Annotated in this window: 16 protein-coding genes; 9 read left to right on the top strand and 7 right to left on the bottom strand. The window is 59.2% G+C overall.

Annotated elements, in window-relative coordinates:
* Nucleotides 1-3: 3 nt before the first annotated feature.
* Nucleotides 4-3441, bottom strand: a complete 3438-nt coding sequence (locus M2397_RS06725) for a hypothetical protein (RefSeq protein ID WP_259242483.1) — start codon at nucleotides 3439-3441, stop codon at nucleotides 4-6.
* Nucleotides 3442-3880: 439 nt separating this feature from the next.
* A complete protein-coding gene (gene pssA, locus M2397_RS06720) occupies nucleotides 3881-5224 on the bottom strand; it encodes a CDP-diacylglycerol--serine O-phosphatidyltransferase (RefSeq protein WP_131696468.1) in 1344 nt (447 codons plus the stop codon).
* A gap of 125 nt (nucleotides 5225-5349) precedes the next feature.
* On the opposite strand from pssA, the gene M2397_RS06715 reads away from it, so the two are divergent.
* On the top strand, nucleotides 5350-5913 hold the full coding sequence (locus M2397_RS06715) for a TetR/AcrR family transcriptional regulator (RefSeq protein WP_259242482.1): 564 nt from the start codon (nucleotides 5350-5352) through the stop codon (nucleotides 5911-5913).
* A 54-nt stretch (nucleotides 5914-5967) separates the two neighbouring features.
* Nucleotides 5968-6447 carry a nuclear transport factor 2 family protein gene (locus M2397_RS06710; RefSeq protein WP_259242481.1) on the top strand — a complete coding sequence of 160 codons (480 nt, stop codon included), beginning with the start codon at nucleotides 5968-5970 and terminating at the stop codon, nucleotides 6445-6447.
* Between the two features lie 42 nt (nucleotides 6448-6489).
* Here the strand turns inward: M2397_RS06710 and M2397_RS06705 are convergent, their stop codons facing one another.
* Nucleotides 6490-7647 (bottom strand): PQQ-dependent sugar dehydrogenase, encoded by a 1158-nt coding sequence (locus M2397_RS06705; RefSeq protein ID WP_259242480.1) that lies wholly within the window; start codon nucleotides 7645-7647, stop codon nucleotides 6490-6492.
* Between the two features lie 12 nt (nucleotides 7648-7659).
* Nucleotides 7660-7974 (bottom strand): hypothetical protein, encoded by a 315-nt coding sequence (locus M2397_RS06700; RefSeq protein ID WP_145338638.1) that lies wholly within the window; start codon nucleotides 7972-7974, stop codon nucleotides 7660-7662.
* A 184-nt stretch (nucleotides 7975-8158) separates the two neighbouring features.
* Between M2397_RS06700 and M2397_RS06695 the strand changes: the two genes are divergently transcribed.
* Together M2397_RS06695 and ligD are read left to right on the top strand one after the other, a co-directional pair.
* Complete coding sequence (locus M2397_RS06695) at nucleotides 8159-8998, top strand: Ku protein (protein WP_259242479.1); 840 nt, start codon at nucleotides 8159-8161, stop codon at nucleotides 8996-8998.
* Nucleotides 8999-9022: 24 nt separating this feature from the next.
* A complete protein-coding gene (gene ligD / locus M2397_RS06690) occupies nucleotides 9023-11500 on the top strand; it encodes a DNA ligase D (protein WP_259242478.1) in 2478 nt (825 codons plus the stop codon).
* Between the two features lie 18 nt (nucleotides 11501-11518).
* On the opposite strand, the gene lpxO is transcribed toward ligD, so the two are convergent.
* Nucleotides 11519-12418, bottom strand: a complete 900-nt coding sequence (gene lpxO, locus M2397_RS06685) for a lipid A hydroxylase LpxO (RefSeq protein ID WP_131696475.1) — start codon at nucleotides 12416-12418, stop codon at nucleotides 11519-11521.
* Nucleotides 12419-12682: 264 nt separating this feature from the next.
* Complete coding sequence (locus M2397_RS06680) at nucleotides 12683-13990, bottom strand: Wzz/FepE/Etk N-terminal domain-containing protein (protein ID WP_259242477.1); 1308 nt, start codon at nucleotides 13988-13990, stop codon at nucleotides 12683-12685.
* Between the two features lie 393 nt (nucleotides 13991-14383).
* Between M2397_RS06680 and M2397_RS06675 the strand changes: the two genes are divergently transcribed.
* Entirely contained in the window at nucleotides 14384-14770 is a 387-nt protein-coding gene (locus M2397_RS06675) for a TIGR03067 domain-containing protein (protein ID WP_259242476.1), read from the top strand.
* Nucleotides 14771-14907: 137 nt separating this feature from the next.
* On the opposite strand, the gene M2397_RS06670 is transcribed toward M2397_RS06675, so the two are convergent.
* The gene (locus tag M2397_RS06670; RefSeq protein WP_145338633.1) at nucleotides 14908-15720 is read right to left on the bottom strand and encodes a bifunctional 2-polyprenyl-6-hydroxyphenol methylase/3-demethylubiquinol 3-O-methyltransferase UbiG; all 813 of its coding nucleotides are present in this window, start codon (nucleotides 15718-15720) and stop codon (nucleotides 14908-14910) included.
* A 155-nt stretch (nucleotides 15721-15875) separates the two neighbouring features.
* On the opposite strand from M2397_RS06670, the gene M2397_RS06665 reads away from it, so the two are divergent.
* The 4 genes from M2397_RS06665 (at nucleotide 15876) to M2397_RS06650 (ending at nucleotide 18755) form a co-directional block, all read left to right on the top strand.
* A complete protein-coding gene (locus tag M2397_RS06665) occupies nucleotides 15876-17114 on the top strand; it encodes an MFS transporter (protein WP_145338632.1) in 1239 nt (412 codons plus the stop codon).
* Nucleotides 17115-17163: 49 nt separating this feature from the next.
* Nucleotides 17164-17751 carry a hypothetical protein gene (locus M2397_RS06660; protein ID WP_259242475.1) on the top strand — a complete coding sequence of 196 codons (588 nt, stop codon included), beginning with the start codon at nucleotides 17164-17166 and terminating at the stop codon, nucleotides 17749-17751.
* Between the two features lie 71 nt (nucleotides 17752-17822).
* Nucleotides 17823-18149: a DUF2388 domain-containing protein gene (locus M2397_RS06655; RefSeq protein WP_131696481.1), complete on the top strand. Its 327-nt coding sequence runs from the start codon at nucleotides 17823-17825 to the stop codon at nucleotides 18147-18149.
* Nucleotides 18150-18248: 99 nt separating this feature from the next.
* A complete protein-coding gene (locus tag M2397_RS06650; protein ID WP_131696482.1) occupies nucleotides 18249-18755 on the top strand; it encodes a ClbS/DfsB family four-helix bundle protein in 507 nt (168 codons plus the stop codon).
* The last annotated feature ends 412 nt before the right edge of the window (nucleotides 18756-19167 follow it).

The raw sequence follows: 19167 nt of genomic DNA, 5'->3' as shown, positions 1-19167 counted from the left end.
CTATCAACCCCGAACCCTGAAATGCTTCAGCGGTGCACCCTCGGGCTCGCCAGAGCTGGGATTGATCGCATACCACCCGGCATTTTTCTGGATCGCCTGGATTTCAAGAGCCCCCACGTTGCCCGTTCGAACGCCCGACACAGCCCTGAACGATCGAACGCCTCCCGGGAAGAGGCAACCTTGAACGCCCACCGCCCAACGACACTTCTCGAATGCCGTGGTCGGCATATAGAGGCCGGGCGCCAGGCGAGCGACTTCACCTTTCATGATTTTGCGCATTGCATCGATGGCATTCGACCCGGATTTGAACACGTCAATCGTACCGTCCAGAGGATTGAACAGGCTACGTAGCAACGGCGCGGCGCCTTTGAGCCCTGGCAGGCTGAATGACTTGCCATTGAACAGCACCAGCTTTTTTACGCCGCGCAAAAATCGGCTCGCCCCACTCAGCCCTCCTGTGGCGGCGAACGAAGCGAAATCAATCAGCAAGCCCTTGAGTCCCTCCTTCACATTGCCTTGTGCAATATCTGAAATCGCCCCCACAAACGGGATCAGGCTCAGCATCATACGAGCGTTCTCGGCGGTGAACAGCTGACTGCCGGAGGTAAACGGATAGGTGCGTCGACTCTGTAGACCCGTGGGTTGGTTGGCAAACTCAATCAGCGCCTCGCGCTTGTCGTCAAAACTGTGCGCCAGCAAAGCGTTGACAATTCGCTGGGTTTTGGTCGAAGCAAAGGTATCGGGCACACGCTGGATCGCCGTATCCCCAGGGCGTGGCAGCGGCGTCGGCGGCAGTTCTGTGGAGGCTTTGTCGAGAATCACCTTCGATTTGGCCCCCGTACGCGGTGGCGAACCTGAACGGTAGGCCATCACATCCAACGCTTGCTCAGTCCCCAGCCGGAACGGAGCGCGCACATAAGCAAATGGCCCGTGGGGCTTGCGGCCCTCCTCGACAGTACCGTTGAGTGTCAACCGATAAGGCAAATCGGTGCGCTTGACCATCTGCATCGATCGCGGGAACACCTCGTAGTAACCGAACCTTGGTTCTACCACGCCCGTTTCATAACGCAGCAGCAGACCATGCCTGCCGCAGTTTTCGTCGACTTTGGAGTCGGGGCCCTGATCGTCCTCCAGGGCTTCCCCGGTTTCCTGGCGTACGGTGAAAAATTCTATTTTGCCTGCCTCCAGCGCTAGACGTTCCTGCGCAGGCAACTGGGCAATCATCAGTTTCAATGCAGTAGCCTGAGCCACGCGGGTATCGGCAATGTGCCGATCAACGGCGGCTTCCACCAATGGGGCAATCTCTGGCACCTGCCGGATGCGCGCCTCGAAGGTTGCCTGGGAAACTCCGGGATGGGTGAACCGGTAGCGTCGCTCCCCACTGATCCGGGTATTGAGCCAATGATCGACGGCCAGCAACGGGTCATCGCGAACCTGCTCCGTCAGAATGACATCGGTCAGCAACGGCCGACGGGATTCCAAATGAGCATGCTGGCGAGGGTCAAAGGGCACGTCAGTGTCCAGTTCAAGCCTGAATTCACGTATTTCATCGGCGGTCATTTCCGGGAACAACGGCACCAGTTGCTCGATCAGCAAGCTGCGCTGGGTCGGCGGCTCTTTCGTCAGCGTGCTGAAGGCCTCGCGGATCTGCTTCTCCCGCGAGGTAAAGGCCTGTGCTGCGGCCTGATAATCCCCTGGGGAGTACTGGCCGTCGTGGGTCATGGGGAAAATACCGGTCATGACCGCCCAGTCCAACAAGGGCCTGGTCGCCAGGGTCTTGAGCAGCGTCTCTTGCGTTGCACCACCCGCGTCAAGCCGCGAGAGTGCCATGATTTGCGTAAGGTTCATCAATCGCGAACTGCCCGCGCCGGACAGTGCATCGGCTATTGCGCAGCCCAGGCGCATTTCCAGCCAGCCGGTGGAGCCGATCTTGACGCTTTGCGGGTCACGGTTGAAGGCCTGCGCGGCCTCCCTCGGCACATCCGGATCGGCCTTGATCAGCATTTCCGGTGCGGAGTGGGCCAGGAACAGGTGGGCGAACAGGGACGAAAGCGTGGCATCGACCCCCTTGCTTTCCAGGTGTTTTTCCACGTCCTGGCGCACATCCTTGAGTGTGCGGCCCAGGTTGCCTGGCTGGTAAAGCCAATACCCGGCCACCACGCCTGGCCGGCCGGGCACTGGAGCGTTCACACTCAGCTTCAGCGCCGCCGCGAGGAGTTGATGGCGCTTGGCTTTACTCAAGGGCTGGCCGTCGGCCACGGCGTAAAGCTTCAGCCGCTTGGCCAATTCGTCGGCCTTGGCGATACACGGTGGCGAATCGAAAAAGTCGGCAAGACGGCGGTCCGGATCATGCGGCGATTGCTCAACCACACTGGAGCCTGTAAAGCGTCCAAGCAATGACACCACCGCTGGCGCCATGCCTTTCAATACCTCACGAGCATCGGCCGACAAAGCGGCGCCCACGCTCTGCTCATAGGGCAGCATGGCTGCGTAATCGGCTGCCGGCAGCGGCGGCGGGAACGACGTATTGAACCAACTCAATGTGGCACGCACGTCACTCACGGTTTGCGGCGCATCAGGGGCATAAAACGCCAACGCCTGCCGCGCGTCATAGGTGCGAGTGCTGTACAGGGCATTCCCGGTCTTGCCACTCATCTGCAGCAAATCATCGAGATTCGCGTTCAACTGGCGGGCAGACTGTTGTGCTTCTTCGCTGCCGGCGGCCAGGGTTTTCTGGATTTCATCGTCGAAATACGCCTGCAACGATCGCCATTGACCGGCAGCGTTGCGCATCTGGAGCTCCCCCTCGGACAACCTGTATGCGCGGCCCTCTCCCGCGAACCCCACTTTCGTAAGGAAATCCCGGAAGGTCGGCGTCGTCAGAAAGGCATTGAACTGCTTTCGTGCCTCTTGACTGAGTTGATCCAGGGTCGATCCCCTCGCAATGGAGACCGTATGGTTATCCAGCTTGAGTGATTCGCCGTCCGCCTTGCCCGCGATCATCGGCTGCAACTGGCCAACCAATTGCCGGCGCACTGCCTGGTCATCGTTCTGTTGCAGCAGGTGCTTGAACTGTTTCTCCCACTGATCACGCAAGGTGGAAGAAATCGCGGGCCATCCCTCGCGCTTGAGTTGTGTGCCCGTTGCAGCCGAGGCCCGTTCATTGAGCGGCGGCCTTACGCCGTAGAAATCCAGCACCACGTCCCGTGGCACCGCACCTTGGGTAGGGCTTTCAGCAACGGGCACACCCAGGTCATGGGGTGACAGAACCTGCTGGATGGCGTTGATCTTTGTGCTCACCTCCCACCAGCCCGAACCATCCGTGGCTGTAAACCGCTCAAAGGTATCCTTGCCATCACGCGTCACCGTGCCTGCCACCGAATCTCGAAAGACCCGCACGGTCGACAGCTTCAGGCCCTTGGCTTCAAACCAGGCAAGCACGGCCGGCTCATTGATTGCGGCGTTGTACATCTGGAGAAAGGGGGCGATGGATGCATTGGGGGGGATGAGGTTTTCGGGCGCGCTGCCCGTGGTCAACCACTGAACCAGCCTTTTGCGCAGCGTGGTATCCGCGGCAGCGGCAACAGCGGCGCTGGGGAAATGGCGTCGAGACGTTACGGTATCCAAAGCAGCACGTTTGGACCGGCTGTCAGGTACAGCGACAGGGTGCAACAACGCCCCCTGGGAGGGCGCCTGAAACTCACTGAGCGCCGGGACAGTACTGCTGAATCGAGTGGTGTACATATCTATTAACCCCTGGCCAATTGAACGGCGAGAGTTCTCGTCCCTTAGAACAGTCAATAGAAAACGTACAACACACGCCAAAGCCGCTGCAGAGGCAAAGTCTCAAGAAGTCGAGTCTGCCGCAACGCACCCGTTACTAGAGAATTCGGTACAACAACCGCTCGATTCGTACACGGCTGACACGGCGCAAAAACTTGCCGACGGCCTCGGGATAATCCACCAGGGTTTGCAAATCCTGGTAACGCTCGATCCGCGTAGTGTGCTGGAAAATCTGCGCCAGCTCGGCACGTCGCGGTTCCAGCCACTGGCCTTGCGGGTCATCGACGAGCAAGGCGTTTTCCAGATCAAGGCGGAACGCCCGAGGGTTGAGGTTATTGCCGGTGAGCAAGGTGTAGCGTTGGTCGACCCACATACCCTTGAGGTGGTAGGTGTTGTCACCGTCGCGCCACAGGTGCAGGTTCAACTGGCCGCTGTCGATCACCGATTGATGGCGTTTTGCGAAACGGCGCAGGCTGATTTCGTAGAGATACGGCAGTGCCGAGATCACCTTGAAGGGTTCGCTGGGCGGGATGTAGAAATCATTGGCGGTTTTGTCGCCGACGATGATGTCGACCTTCACCCCACGCGCCAGGGCGCGGTTGATTTCCCGGGTCACCGGCAGCGGCAGGTTGAAGTACGGTGTGCAGATAGTCAGTTGATGCTGGGCGCTGGCGATCAGTTCGAGGATCACCCGGTTCAACGGGTTGTTCTTGCCCACGCCGAGCAACGGGCTGACCGACAGGTGACCGTTGGGCAACTGCCCTGCGGTGGTGTCGTAGGCCGCGTGCTTGAGGCGGCTGCGCAGGTCGCCGATGTCGTTGCGCAGGCTGCGGGTGGTCGGCAGGTTGGGCAGGTCGAGGCGGTGCACGGCCTTGGAGGTCACCAGGCCGTGCTCCACCAGATGCTGCATCGAATCGGCCAACGGCTGGCTGTGGATCAGGTGATAACGGTCGAAGCGGTATTTATCGAACTTGTGCAGGTACACGTTGTTCAGGCTGGCGCCGCTGTACAGCACGCTGTCATCGATCACAAAGCCCTTGAGGTGCAGTACGCCGAACAGCTCGCGGGTTTGCACCGGCACGCCATACACCGGCACTTCACTGGCATGGCGCTGCGTCATGGCCTGGTACCAGGCGCTGTTGCCCGGTTGCTTGCCGGCGCCAATCAGCCCGCGCTGGGCGCGCAGCCAGTCGACCACTACCACGATGTCCAGCTCCGGCCGCGCCGCCTTGGCGGCGTGCAGGGCGTCGTAGATCTCCTGCCCTGCTTCGTCCTGCTGCAGGTACAACGCAACGATGTAGATGCGTCGGGTGGCCTGGGCAATTTTTTCCAGCAGGCAGCGGCGAAACGCGTCAGCGCCGGACAGCACGTCAAGGGCGTCGGGAGTGAGGGGGAAGCCACGCAGCTTGGGCAACAGGGAGCGTTTGAAGAACGACGGCATAGGGCTCGCAATGGGTCGAATCCGAGGAGGCCCCGAGCTTACACCATGGGGGTGCTCAGGTCTCGCAGTGCCAGAGAGTAAAATTTTTATTGACCAAGAAGAATGATCGTTCTACTTTCATAAGCATGAACGACATGACCCACAATGAAACTCGCGACATTATCCTCGACGTCACTGAAAAGTTGATCTATCGCCACGGCATCGCCGCCACCGGCATGGACTTCCTGGTGAAAACCGCCGGCGTCTCGCGAAAAAGTATTTACCGTTACTTCGCCAATAAAGATGAGCTGGTGATCGCAGCCCTGCAGCGCCGCGACGAGCGCTGGATGCAATGGCTGCACGGCGAAGTGGAGCGCGTCGATGGCAGCGGCGAACGCTTGCTCGCGCTGTTCGACGCCCTCAAGGCCTGGTTCGCCTCGGCGGACTTTCGAGGTTGCGCCTTTATCAACACCAGTGGCGAAACCGGCGACCCGCACGACCCGGTCCGCCTGCTGGCCAAGGCCCATAAACAGAAATTGTTCGAGTACGCACTCGAACTGTGCCAGGCACATGGCACCCCCGACCCCGAACGGCAGGCCGCGCAACTGCTGATCCTGATCGATGGCGCCATTACCGTTGCCCTGGTTATGGGTGATTCAACAGCTGCTGATAACGCGCAATGCATGGCGCGAACGTTATTGGGACTGTGAATCCACACGCCTGGCAACTTTCGATAACGCTGTAGGGTTTTAAGGAGCCACCTGATGTCATCTACCGCAGAAACACGTCCGCCCTTGCCGCCGTTTACCCGTGAATCGGCGATTGAAAAAGTGCGCCTGGCCGAAGACGGCTGGAATTCCCGCGACCCACACCGGGTGTCGCTGGCTTATACCCTGGACACGCAATGGCGTAACCGTGCCGAATTCGCCCATAACCGCGAAGAGGCCAAGGGTTTTCTCACTCGAAAATGGGCCAGGGAGCTGGATTATCGGCTGATCAAAGAGCTATGGGCCTTTACCGGCAACCGCATCGCCGTGCGCTATGCCTACGAATGGCACGACGACTCGGGTAACTGGTTCCGCTCCTATGGCAATGAGAACTGGGAGTTCGACGAGAATGGCCTGATGGCCAATCGTTTTGCCTGCATCAACGACCTGCCGATCAAGGAAAGCGAACGCAAGTTCCACTGGCCGCTGGGTCGACGCCCGGATGAGCATCCGGGGTTGTCCGCTCTGGGGCTTTGACTGAAGCCGCAAGCTTGAAACTTCAAGCTTGCGGCTCATTGCTCAATCCTGATTGAGGCCCACCCGATACAGCACCCCATCGTCCTCATCCGTCAGCACATACAGAAAGCCATCCGGCCCCTGCCGCACATCGCGAATACGTGCCTTCAAGCCGCCCAGCAAACGCTCCTCATGGATGATCTTGTCGCCGTCGAACTGCAACCGAATCAGTTCCTGGCTGGCCAGCGCACCGATGAACACGTTGTGCTGCCACGCTTTGAACCGGTCGGCGTCGTAGAAAGCCATGCCACTGATAGCCGGTGATTTCTCCCACACATGATGAGGCGCCACGGTGCCTTCTGCGGTCTTGCCCTTGGCCTCGGGAATCGGTGTGAGCGAATAGTTGATGCCGTGAGTCGCCAGCGGCCAGCCGTAGTTCTTGCCCCGCTCGATAATGTTGATTTCATCACCGCCGCGCGGCCCATGTTCGTTTTCCCAGATCGTGCCACTCCATGGGTTCAGCGCCAGCCCTTGCGGATTGCGCTGGCCGTAGGACCAGATCTCGGGGCGTACCCCGGGTTGACCGACGAACGGGTTGTCATCGGGCACGCGGCCATCCGGGTAGATCCGTACGACTTTGCCTTGCAACTTGTCCAGGTCCTGGGCGGTCGGGCGATCGTTGTTTTCCCCCAGGGTCACGAACAGGTAGCCATCACGGTCGAAGGCCAGGCGCGAACCGAAGTGGTTGCCGGTGGAGAGTTTCGGCTCCTGGCGCAGGATCACGTTGAAATCGGTCAAGCCACTCATGTCCGTCGCCAGGCGCCCGCGGCCCACTGCCGTGCCGGCCGTACCGCCTTTGCCACCGCCTTCGGCGTACGTCAGGTAGACCATGCGGTCCTGCTTGAAGTCCGGCGACAGCACCACATCGAGCAAACCGCCCTGCCCCTTGGCCCACACCTCAGGCACGCCGGTCAACGGCGCAGACAGCTTGCCGTCCGGACTGACAAAGCGCAGGTGGCCTGGACGCTCGGTCACCAGGAAACCTTGCTGGTCGGGTAGAAATGCCACGGCCCACGGGTGATCGAGGCCTTTGGCGATCGGCGTCGCGGAGATGCTGCCTTGTTCGCTGGGGAACTGCTGCGCATCGGAAGCATAAACGGCCGTCTGCGCAAGCAGCGTGGTGGCGCACAGGGTGGCTAGCAGGGTTTTGCGTATAAACATAAGACAGCGTCCTTACCGGCGATTGCCGTTGGCATCATAGGTGGGGGCTTTGGTGTCGGTGGCCGGGCGGCTGGGTGTCGCATCGCGTTGCGGATAGCGATTGCCGATACCACCGTTTTCCAGGGTCGGCGCACGCGGGGTCGGCACGGTCTGAATGCCACGCACCGTCGGTGTATTGGGCTGGGTGCCCTGCATGCTGTTGGGATTGGCCCGGTGGATCGGACCGTTATTGGAATCGCTTCTGCCGGGCAGGTTTTGCGCATGGGCAAATGGCCCAAGTGCCAGGCCTAACACCAGCACCGCGAGATGACGCACACAGCTTTTCATGACAAAGCCTCTCTGGGGCGAGGAGTACGTGCTTTCGATACCACGCTACGCCCTGGGTTCGGCTTTCGTAACTAAATAGTTTCTCATCAGGTGTAACACGATCTGTCCGCGCATCTGCCGGGGGAAACTTTTCACGCAGCCGTCGAGTCACCAGAACACAGCTTCTTCTTAAGGAATCGCACGTATGCCACGGGCAATCTGGAAAGGCGCCATCAGTTTTGGCCTGGTTCATATTCCGGTATCGCTGGTCTCGGCCACGTCCGCCCAGGGCGTGGATTTCGACTGGCTGGACAAGCGCAGCATGGACCCGGTGGGCTACAAGCGCATCAACAAGAGCACCGGCAAGGAGGTCACCAAGGAGAATATCGTCAAAGGCGTGGCATTTGAGAAAGGCCGCTATGTGGTACTCAGCGAAGATGAGATCCGCTCGGCCCACCCCAAGTCGACCCAGACCATCGAGATCATCGCGTTTGTCGCCAGTGACCAAATTCCGTTGCAGAACATCGACACGCCTTACTTCCTGGCCCCGGATAAACGCGGTGGCAAGGTCTACGCACTGCTGCGCGAAACGTTGAAGAAAACCCGCAAGGTCGCCCTGGCCAATGTGGTGTTGCACACCAAGCAACACCTGGCGGCACTGATGCCCCTGGAGTCGGCGCTGGTGCTGGTGATGCTGCGCTGGCCAGCTGAAGTGCGCAGCCTGGATGAACTGGAACTCCCCAGCGACGTGACCAAACCCGACCTGGCCAAGGGCGAGCTGGACATGGCCAAGCGTCTGGTGGAAGACATGAGCGCCGACTGGCAGCCCGAGGACTATCGCGACAGTTTCCAGGAAAAAATCATGACGCTGGTGGCGAAGAAAGCCAAGGCCGGCAAGATTGAAGACGTGGAATCCCAGGAAGGCAGCGAGGAACGCAAGTCGGCCGATGTGATCGACCTGACCGAGCTGCTCAAACGCAGCCTGGCCGGCAAACCAACGACGAAAAAACCGGCGGCGAAAAAAGCCGGCAAAAAGGCCTCTTGAGCCTGCCATATACAGGAGAACTCCATGGCAAAGCCCCTGAGCGAATACAACCGCAAGCGCGATTTCGAGGTCACCGCTGAGCCATCAGGTAGCGCAGCAGGTCGAAAGCGCGAGGCATCGGCCCTGAGCTTCGTGATCCAGAAGCACGATGCGCGCAACCTGCACTATGACTTCCGCCTGGAACTCGACGGCGTGCTGCTCAGTTGGGCAGTGCCAAAGGGGCCGAGCCTGGACCCGAGCCAGAAACGCCTGGCGGTGCATGTTGAAGATCACCCCCTCAGTTATGGCGGTTTCGAGGGCAGCATCCCGGCCGGCCAGTACGGCGCCGGCGACGTGATCGTGTGGGACCGCGGCATCTGGCAACCCCATGGCGACCCGCACAAGGCCTACGCCGCCGGCAAACTCAAATTTACCCTGGTCGGTGAGAAGCTCTCGGGTGACTGGGCGCTGGTGCGTACGCGCCTCAAGGGCAGCGGCGACAAGGAGCAGTGGCTGCTGATCAAGGAACACGACCAACAGGCCCGCTCTGCGGCCGACTATGACATTGTGGAGGCCCAGCCAAAGAGCGTCCTCAGTGATGCATCCATCGGTAAACCCAAGGCCAAGCCTCGCGCCAAACCACAGAAGCAGGCGACAGCCCTCCCCGAGCAATTCGCACCGCAATTGGCAACCCTGGTAGACCGCGCGCCAGAAGGCGATTGGCACTACGAAATCAAGTTCGATGGTTACCGCATGCTCGCCCGCATCCGCGACGGCGAGGTCCGCCTGTTTACACGTAACGGCCACGACTGGACCGAACGCCTGCCACGCCAGGCCAAGGCCCTGCGCGCCCTAAAGCTCAAGGACAGCTGGCTGGATGGCGAGGTGGTCAGCCTCAATGGCGACGGCCTGCCGGACTTTCAAGCGCTGCAAAATGCCTTTGATATCGGCCGCAGCCTGGACATTGTCTACTACCTGTTCGACGCGCCGTTTTTAAACGGCAGCGATCAGCGCCAGGCGCCGCTGGAGGAGCGTCGCGCCGCGCTCAAGGACGCCTTGTCTGGTAGCCGCAGCAAACTGCTGCGTTTCTCCGAAGCGTTTGCCGCCAATCAACGCGATATCTTCGAAAGTGCATGCGACCTGGCCTTGGAAGGCGTGATCGGCAAACGTAAGGGCAGCCCCTACGTCTCCAGTCGAAATACCGATTGGATCAAGCTCAAGTGCCGCCTGCGCCAGGAGTTCGTGATTGTCGGCTACACCCGGCCCCAGGGGTCGCGCAGCGGTTTTGGCGCGCTGCTGCTGGCAGTTAATGACGATGGCGGGCTGGTCTACGCCGGGCGGGTGGGCACTGGTTTCGACCAAGCCTCATTGAAAAACATCTACGCACAACTCACCCCGCTGGAGCGCGACGCATCGCCCCTGGAAAAACCCCTCACCAGCGCCCAGGCACGAGGTGTGCACTGGGTGGAACCGCGCCTGGTCGGCGAAGTGCAGTTTACGGAGTGGACCCGTGAAGGCGTGGTGCGCCAGGCAGCCTTCGTGGGGTTGCGTACCGACAAGCCAGCAACGCAGATCATCCATGAACAGCCGCGCTCGGCAAACTCCCTCAAAGCGGTGAAAGCCCCTAAGCCACGCGGCGGCGTAAACATCACTCACCCCGAGCGTGTCATCGACCCGCAGAGCGGCACGCAAAAACAGCAACTGGCGCAGTTCTACGAGGGCATCAGCGAGTGGATCCTGCCTTTCCTGCGACATCGCCCCGTGTCCCTGCTCAGGGCTCCGGAAGGCATCGAGGGTGAGCAGTTTTTCCAGAAGCACTCGGAACGCCTCGCCATTCCCAATATCAAGCAACTGGACCCGGCACTGGACCCAGGCCATGCGCGCCTGATGGAGATCGACACGACGAAAGCCCTGATCGGGGCCGTGCAAATGGGCACCATCGAATTGCATACCTGGGGCGCCACCTCGGACAAAATCGAAACCCCGGACCTGTTTGTGCTCGACCTCGACCCGGACCCGGCGCTGCCCTGGAAAACCATGCTGGAAGCCGCGCAGCTCACGTTGTCGGTACTCGACGAGCTGGGGCTGGAAGCGTTCGTCAAGACCAGCGGTGGCAAAGGCGTGCACCTGGTCATACCGCTGGCACGCCGGGATAGCTGGGACGCCGTAAAGGCCTTTGCCAAGGCCATTGCCCAATTCATGACCGAGCAACTGCCCGAGCGCTTTACCGCCACCTCCGGGCCGAAAAACCGCGTGGGTAAGATCTTTGTCGATTACCTGCGCAATGCACGCGGCGCCAGTACGGTAGCGGCCTATTCGGTGCGCGCACGCCCAGGGCTGCCAGTATCGGTACCGGTCAGTCGCGAGGAATTGAAGGGGTTGCGTGGCGCCCAGCAATGGACCGTGGCCAACCTGCACCAACGCTTGCAGGGGCTGAAGGTTGACCCATGGGCCGGTTATGCCAATCGGCAGAAAATCAGCAAGAAGATGTGGGACAAGCTGGGCGCGACGCCACCGGAGTGACTTACGCCCAGGTTGGCCTCAAATCAGCACAAATATGAGCGCCAATGCGGCAAAGATCGCCCATTTTTCCAGGTAGTAACGCGTGCGGTCGCGTTTTTTCAGCTCTTTGCCACGCAAGCGAATTTTGTACAGCCGGGTAAAGGCGCGGTTGAGCCCGCCGGTCTTGTCGCCTGCATCGTTGGGCGAGCCGGCGGCGGCCATGACGTTGCGGCTGAACCAACGATTGAACGCTGCAGCCCAGCGATATTTCATCGGCCGCTCGATATCGCAGAACAGGATGATGCGGTTCTGCTGCGTGGTGTTTTCGGCGTAGTGGATGTAGGTCTCATCGAACATCACCGGCTCACCGTCACGCCAGTAGTAGTGCTCGCCGTCCACATTGATATAGCAGCCCGGATCATTCGGGGTAACCAGACCCAGGTGATAACGGTACGAGCCGGCGTAAGGGTCACGGTGGCGCACCAGCTTGGAGCCCGGTGGCAACTCGGCGAACATCGCCGCCTTGATCGAGCCTATGCCCTGCAGCAGCTCGGTGGTACGCGGGCACAGCTTCATCGCCGAAGGGTGGCTTTCGCCGTACCATTTCAGGTAAAAGCGCTTCCAGCCAGACTTGAAGAACGAATTGAAGCCCACATCGTTGTACTGGTCGGAACGCTTGATTTCACCCGCGCGCATCAGGCTCAGGCCCTCCTCGCGAATCTCCTTCCAATGCGCCTGCAGCGGGCTCAAGTCAGGAAAATCACTGGGTGACAGGTAGGGACGACCGGGTAGCTTGGAGCATAGGTAAAGCAAGCAGTTGATCGGCGCCAGGAAGGTCGAATGATCACTGAGTTGGCGGCCCAGCTTATGTCGCACCCGACCACGCAGGTGTACATACGCAATGGAGGCCACATAGAGAACAACAATGATGAGTTTCAAGGGGGTTCGTCACATGTCAGAAGAAAACAGGCTGCACCTGCGCGCCCACAACGGCTGAGGATGGATAGCAGCGTCTGAAATCACAATTCACACAATTGGCACGATCGGCTGAGTAATGACCCGATACGTGGTCCGTGGCAGTTATTTAGCCACAGTTTGTAACCAAAAGTTAATCAAGAATTGTGAAAACCTGTCTACTGAAGGTGCTGGGCTGGCGCCTCTGCGGCCGACCGTGCAACTACCCCACTCCGTATTCAGCCCGACCTATTGGTGTGGCGACCGGCGATCATCGAACACGGCACGGTTACGCCGTGCTTGCACAAAATGTCGAATTAATGCCAAGAATATTCCCAGCACCAGCCCGCCCACGAAACTGATTGCGATGATCGCGCCCACCCTTGGCTTTATCGGACTCAGCGGTTCCAGTGCCTGGCGATCCACGGTGACCAGTTTCAGCATGCTCATGTCGATATTCAGTCCGCGCAACCGAGCCTCTTCCGCCCGCAGGGGCTCTACGTCCTGCAGGAACATATCTTCGTTCTTGCGGCCGTTGAGTATTTCGACTTCGCGGTTGACGTCGAGCATGCGAAGTTCCTTGCCGATCTCGGCCACCCTGCTGTTGGTGAAATCATCGTTGGTACGCTGTTGCAGCGCAGCCCTTTCCGCCTCCAGCACTTCGGTGCCCATGAAATACAAAGGAATCGGCTGATTGGTCAAGACAATACTCGTCACCTGGTTCGAGCCACGAGGTCCATTCCGATCCAGGGCAGAGGGAGTAGTGGGGTTCTTGATGCCAATGGACTTGGCAATCGAGATCGCCTCGGCCAGTTCGGCCAAGCGGTTGGTGCGTTCCATTTTCATCTGCAACCGCAAGGCCTTGAGCTCGTCCTGCAAGCTAGCGCGTTTGACTTCGTCAGCCTCCAGCAACATGGCGGTCTTCGACGCTTTATCCGCCTCGTAGTTGGTACGCGCAGCATCGATCTTGCCCTTGAGTTCGTTAAGGCGGTTATTAACGATCACCTTGAGGTCGGACGCCACCTGGTTGCGCTCCTGCGCAATGGCGTAGTCGACGAAGCCGTTGAGAATGGCCGCGCCGTCAATTCCCTTGGGGTACTGCATTTCCAGGCGCAGATAGGAACTGGCCTCATCGGGCCTCTTCGGATCAGGCATCACCAGGTTGATGGAGTTCTGGTTGAACGCTTCAAAGCTCTGCTCCAGGCTTTGCCCTGGGCGTTGGAAGGCTTCGAACAGTGCAGGATTAGCCCTGAAAAAACCCAGCCGGACCTCATAGGAGTCCAACTGCGCACCGACCTTGGCCAAGGCCTCGGCTGGCGGCAACCTGTAGACTTCGGAACGGTTAAGAGCATCCAACTCATTGATCGCCGCTGGCCGTAGCACACTGCTGACCTGGTAAACCCTGGGTGCAAGAAACGCATAGCCTACCCCCAGAATACCCGCCAGAATCGTGCAACCGATTACCAGTTTTTTTTGCTTCCATATCCCGTGAAACAGTTCGAGGAGATCAATTTCGTCCGATACCAAATGTTGATGACGCAGGGGGGTATTGTTCAAAGTTCGTACACTCTGATGAGTTGGAATCCGGCGCCCAAACACACAGATCGGACTAACAACGAATAAACAGGGGGCAGCTTCCCGGCATACCACGAATGCGGCACTACGCCATCAAAAGGCCATCCATTTAACTTAACCCTCACACTTAAGCAGCGGGAGGTTTCATTTCGGTTACACGACTGTTGTATGTGGCACCTACCTTGAGTAAAGACGATTCGTTACGAGACGTTACCCGACAGGCAGGCAAAGTAACGCAAATTGCCTGCCGGTAAACGCAAAATTACAAAAAAATAAAAAATAGGATAGTTCCTACATAAACTTTCGCTTTAGATAAAGAAAACACCGCTTTGTTCAGAACGACCGGCAACTAATTTTTCAGCAAAAGGAATTTGTATGTCATCCCTTTCAGACCCAGATATTCAAGCCCTTCAAGGCACCTGGGAGCAAACCTCACTCGAAGACAGTGGCGAACTCAACCCCGTGGATGCCCACAGCGCTCCAGGTGCAATTACCACGATTGCCGGCGACCGTTTCGAGGTCAAGACCGTCAGTGGCGAGGTGTTGTTGGAGGGGCGTTTTTTCCTGGACAGCACCACGCGTCCCAAGAGCATCACCTGGGTGGACGCCATCGGCGATGACGCCGGCAAGCACTTGCCCGCCAGCTATCGCCTCGAAGGCAATACATTTGTGTTCATTGCCGCGGATGAAGGTATGCCCAGGCCCCTCTCATTCAAGACGAGTGCAGGCCAAACCATGCGCAGTTTCATACGGAGCTCCTGAGCCGTACGCCATCCGAATTTGCGACAACGTTTTCACAAAGCCTTCACTTCCAGTCTTATAGGGTGAAGCCTACCTACTCCAGTGAATCCCTTGGCCCGCCTCTCCTCGCGGGCTTTTTTTTGTCTGGACAATCCCACTCAGACTCGCTGCCGGGTGGCAGTCAGGGTAAAGCACAAGGGCAACTGAGCAGGTTGGTGCTCGTACTGGTCGTACAGCTCTTCACGGTTGGAGTGGGCGTACTCCTGCAGATGGCTGATCTGCAAGTCGGCGCCAATCGCTGCGCTCACGACATCCCCCAAGGTGTGCACATACCAATAGGAGGTCGGTCCAGCCACGTCGCCCTGGCCTTCGTAGACAATCGACTCCTGCAACACAAAAGGCTCACGCTGGAAATATGAACTGGCAGGCAGCAGCGGGTTTTGCGCCTTGGGATCGAACACCTCCAGGAACGGATGAGTTTCATACATCACCAGCGTACCGCCGGGCTTCAGCGTGCTGGCGACATGGCGCATGAACAACGCCACATCAGGCATCCAGCCGAGTACACCGATGGTCACCAGGGCGATATCGAAGCGCGCGTGCAAGCGTTGCGGCAGATGATGGATGTCGCTCTCGATGAATTCAGGAGCATGCGGCGACACATCGGCAAGCTCACGCGCCTGCTGGAGAAACGCCTTGGACTGATCGACGCCAACGACCGAGCGCGCGCCCAGGGCGAACAGCGACAGGCTTTCGCGACCGTTGTTGCAGCACAGTTGCACCACGTCCTTGCCGGCGACACCGATGTCCTGCAACAAACCGGTAATGGTGGGGTCCAGGCACGAAAAACCGGGGTCGCGGACCCCGCCAAGCAGTGCGCTCCAGGTCTCGGTGGTTTTGTGCAGGTCGGCGGATTGGTCCCAGGCGTCCTTGTTGCAGGCAATCGCTTGTTGAGCTGAGGGCATGTCCATTGCGTCTCCAGATATTCTTACAGGGGGGATCAGAAAATAAGCCAAGTGGGCAAGGATTAAAACCCCGGGGGAGCGGGCGAAACTTAATGTGGAGCGCACAGGTCATTAGCCCATCGAGTGTTCAGCCGTTGAACGCCCCTTCCGAAGACTGCGCCATGGCCAGAGCCTCCGACCTGCGTAATACCCTGTCCCTGGACAGCCTGAATTTTTTCCTGGCGGATGTGCGCGACGGCCTTGGCCCGTACCTGGCCATCTACCTGCTGGCGGTGCACAAGTGGGACCCCGCCAGTATCGGCGTGGTCATGACCCTGGCGGGTATCGCCGCACTGATCACCCAGGGCCCGGCGGGCGCACTGATCGACCGCACGCACAGCAAACGCGCAGTGATTGCCATTGCCGCCCTGCTGGTGACGGGCAGTTGCCTGCTGCTGCCCTTCGTCAGTTCATTCAGCCTCGTTGCCTTGACCCAGGCGGCCAGCGCCGTGGCCGCCTCGGTGTTCGCTCCGGCCATCTCCGCGATTTCCCTGGGCATTACCGGACCACGTGCCTTTACCCGCCGCACCGGGCGCAATGAAACCTTCAACCATGCCGGCAACGCTGTGGCTGCACTGCTCGCCGGTGGCCTGGCGTATCTGTTTGGGCCCGTGGTGGTGTTCTACCTGATGGCCTTTATGGCGGTGGCCAGTGTCGTCGCGGTCAGTTGTGTCTCGGCCAAGGCTATCGACCATGAGGTTGCGCGGGGCTTCGACCCCGCCCACGCGGCCGATCACGAGCAGCCGTCCGGGCTTAAGGTGCTGCTGGCGAACCGCCCGCTGTTGCTGTTCGCCATCTGTTGCGCCCTGTTCCATTTGGCCAATGCAGCCATGCTGCCGCTGGTCAGCCAGAAGCTCTCGCAGATCAACCTGCAGATGGCCACACCGCTGACCTCGGCGTGTATTGTCGCCGCACAATTGGTGATGGTGCCGATGGCCTGGCTGGTGGGCAGCAAGGCCGACGTGTGGGGGCGCAAACCGCTGCTGCTGTTCGGCTTCATGATTCTGCCGCTGCGTGGTGTGCTCTATACCCTGTCCAGCGATCCCTATTGGCTGGTGGCTGTGCAAATGCTCGACGGTATCGGCGCGGGGATTTTCGGCGCGCTGTTCCCGGTGATCGTCAAGGACCTGACCCAGGGCACCGGGCGTTTCAACGTCAGCCTGGGCGCGCTGTCCACGGTATTTGGCCTGGGCGCGGCACTGAGCAGCAGCTTGGCCGGGTTCGTGGTGCAACAGGCGGGCTACAACGCAGCATTCCTCACCCTGGCCGGTGTGGCTTTCGTCGCGTTGGCGCTGTTATGGCTGGCGATGCCGGAGACGCTGGCGAAGCCCATCTTCGCGCCCCACGCATCTGCCGCCTGATATAAGCGATACTGTGCGCCGAACCCAAACAGCAAATGGAGTTGCCCCTATGAAGAAAAACATCCTGTATCCGCTATTGCTTCTGCTTGCAGGATGCAGCACGGGGCCCTATCTGCATCCGGAGTCGACGGTGGGCAGCAACGCCCTGCTTTCGCGCACCTGCCCCGGCCCGAAAGCGGCGATGAGCTATGCCCCGCTGTCAGAAGCACTCAACTGGGTTCATGTGCTGGTCTATGTGGCGCCACCCGGCACCTCCAGTTGGCCGGGCAACCAGCGCTCAACCGCAGCTGAACTGCGCCTGTTCGGGCGGCTCTACCCATCTAATACCTCGGTGCAGCGCACAGCAGCCGTCAAACAGCCCGCCCCGGCACTTTGGGTCAGCGCGGCATCGCCCGTTGTCACGGTCACGCTGGCTAATGGGCAAAGTTATCCTGTCACCATTGAACAACTCAAGACCGGTTTCGACCCCAGGAAAACATTCCACGACGGGTTCAAAGGAACAGCATTGGGTCAAGGCGATATGAATGATTTCACGCTCACCTTCCCGGACATATTCGTCAACGGTGAAAAAGTCCCTATGGCCCCGATTCATTTCAAGAAACGCGAAGAGCGTTATGCGCCTGTGTTTAATTGCTGACGGGCCGAGTTTCTGGCGCTCAGCCGACTCTGTTATCGTGCGTCCTTCGACCGCAATGGAAGCATCGAAGAATGAATTCATGGAAGACGCTGGCAATCGCCCTCATGGCATCGATCAGCACCAACGCTATGGCATGGTATGTGGAGAATCCGGTCGAGAGAGCGCTGAGCGCCACCACCCTGTTCCCGACCATTATCCTCGGCGGGACCACGGCATTTACGGTCTACTCGCCCTCAATAATGAAAAAAGCGAAGGATGATGCCCTTGCATTCATTGGCTCCGAGGGCGAAATTCGCGGCGCTCAGTTTGAGCAGGCATCTCTACACTACCGCTCGGACCCTCACACGCGCCCCATGACCGACATGCAGCTCGCGCAGGCGATCGCAACCACTTACTGAGCGCGGGGGGCCTCGTCGAGACTGATCTCAACGCTTCGGGAAACCTGAGTTTTCCATACCCTCCGTGCCAGTCGTAAGAGCAGATAGAAGGAGGAACTCATGGCTGTTCCAGCCTCCAAGGCAGAATTGCTTGCGGCCATTACGACGACCTTCAACACGCTGATGAGCGATCTGGCCAAGGTTGCGCCTGATCGTGCGCGTGAAGCCACACTGAAGGGTCATGTCGACGGTACCACCATGAGTCCGGCCGATCTTGTGGCCTACCTGATTGGATGGAACGAGTTGGTCCTGAAATGGCTGGACCGCGACGACCGGGGTGAACCGGTTGAGTTTCCTGAGATCGGCTTCAAATGGAACCAGCTCGGCCTGCTGGCACAGAAGTTTTATGCAGATCACAACGCACTCGAATGGCACGAACTGATTGCCCGCCTGGTAGAAGCAAAAACACGGCTCGCGGCGACGATCACGGCAAGGTCAGACGATGAACTCTATGGCAGCGCCTGGTACGGAAAATGGCCCAAGGGCCGCATGATTCAGTTCAATACTTCGTCTCCTTACGCCAATGCCCGAACGCGCATTCGTGCGTGGCTGAAGGTGCAAGGCTGAAAATGCAGCCGCGGTTGTTCGGCGCGACGCAATCAACGATCCCGCCACGCATGCGTTGAGATTCGCCAGGAAACACACGGGTCGCCGGAAAAAGCGAAAGCAACGTTCTGGAAACACCTTTCATTTCCCCGCCGGCAACGAGCTCGGAGTACGTCAAGCAGGCATCCGACCTGCAAAGCAGCGTCGGCTTTATGCGGCGATCAGAACGCCTGTTGGTATGAAGTTGCCACCCAAAAATTAGGCATCTCTCTATGCGTGGTGCCGTTCAGCATCCACTGCATTACGGAAGAGAGGGACAGAACGATACAGCGCTGATCATTCCGAATGTAGTCGGCTTCATCGAGCCTTGAGCGCTTGACTGGTTTGGGCATGGGCTCGGCAAAACGATGGTTTCTTCAAACTCTCTAGGCTG

It is taken from the genome of Pseudomonas sp. BIGb0381, assembly GCF_024809815.1.
In the GTDB taxonomy this organism is placed as follows: Bacteria; Pseudomonadota; Gammaproteobacteria; order Pseudomonadales; family Pseudomonadaceae; genus Aquipseudomonas.
This window is presented reverse-complemented; position numbering and strand designations above follow the sequence as displayed.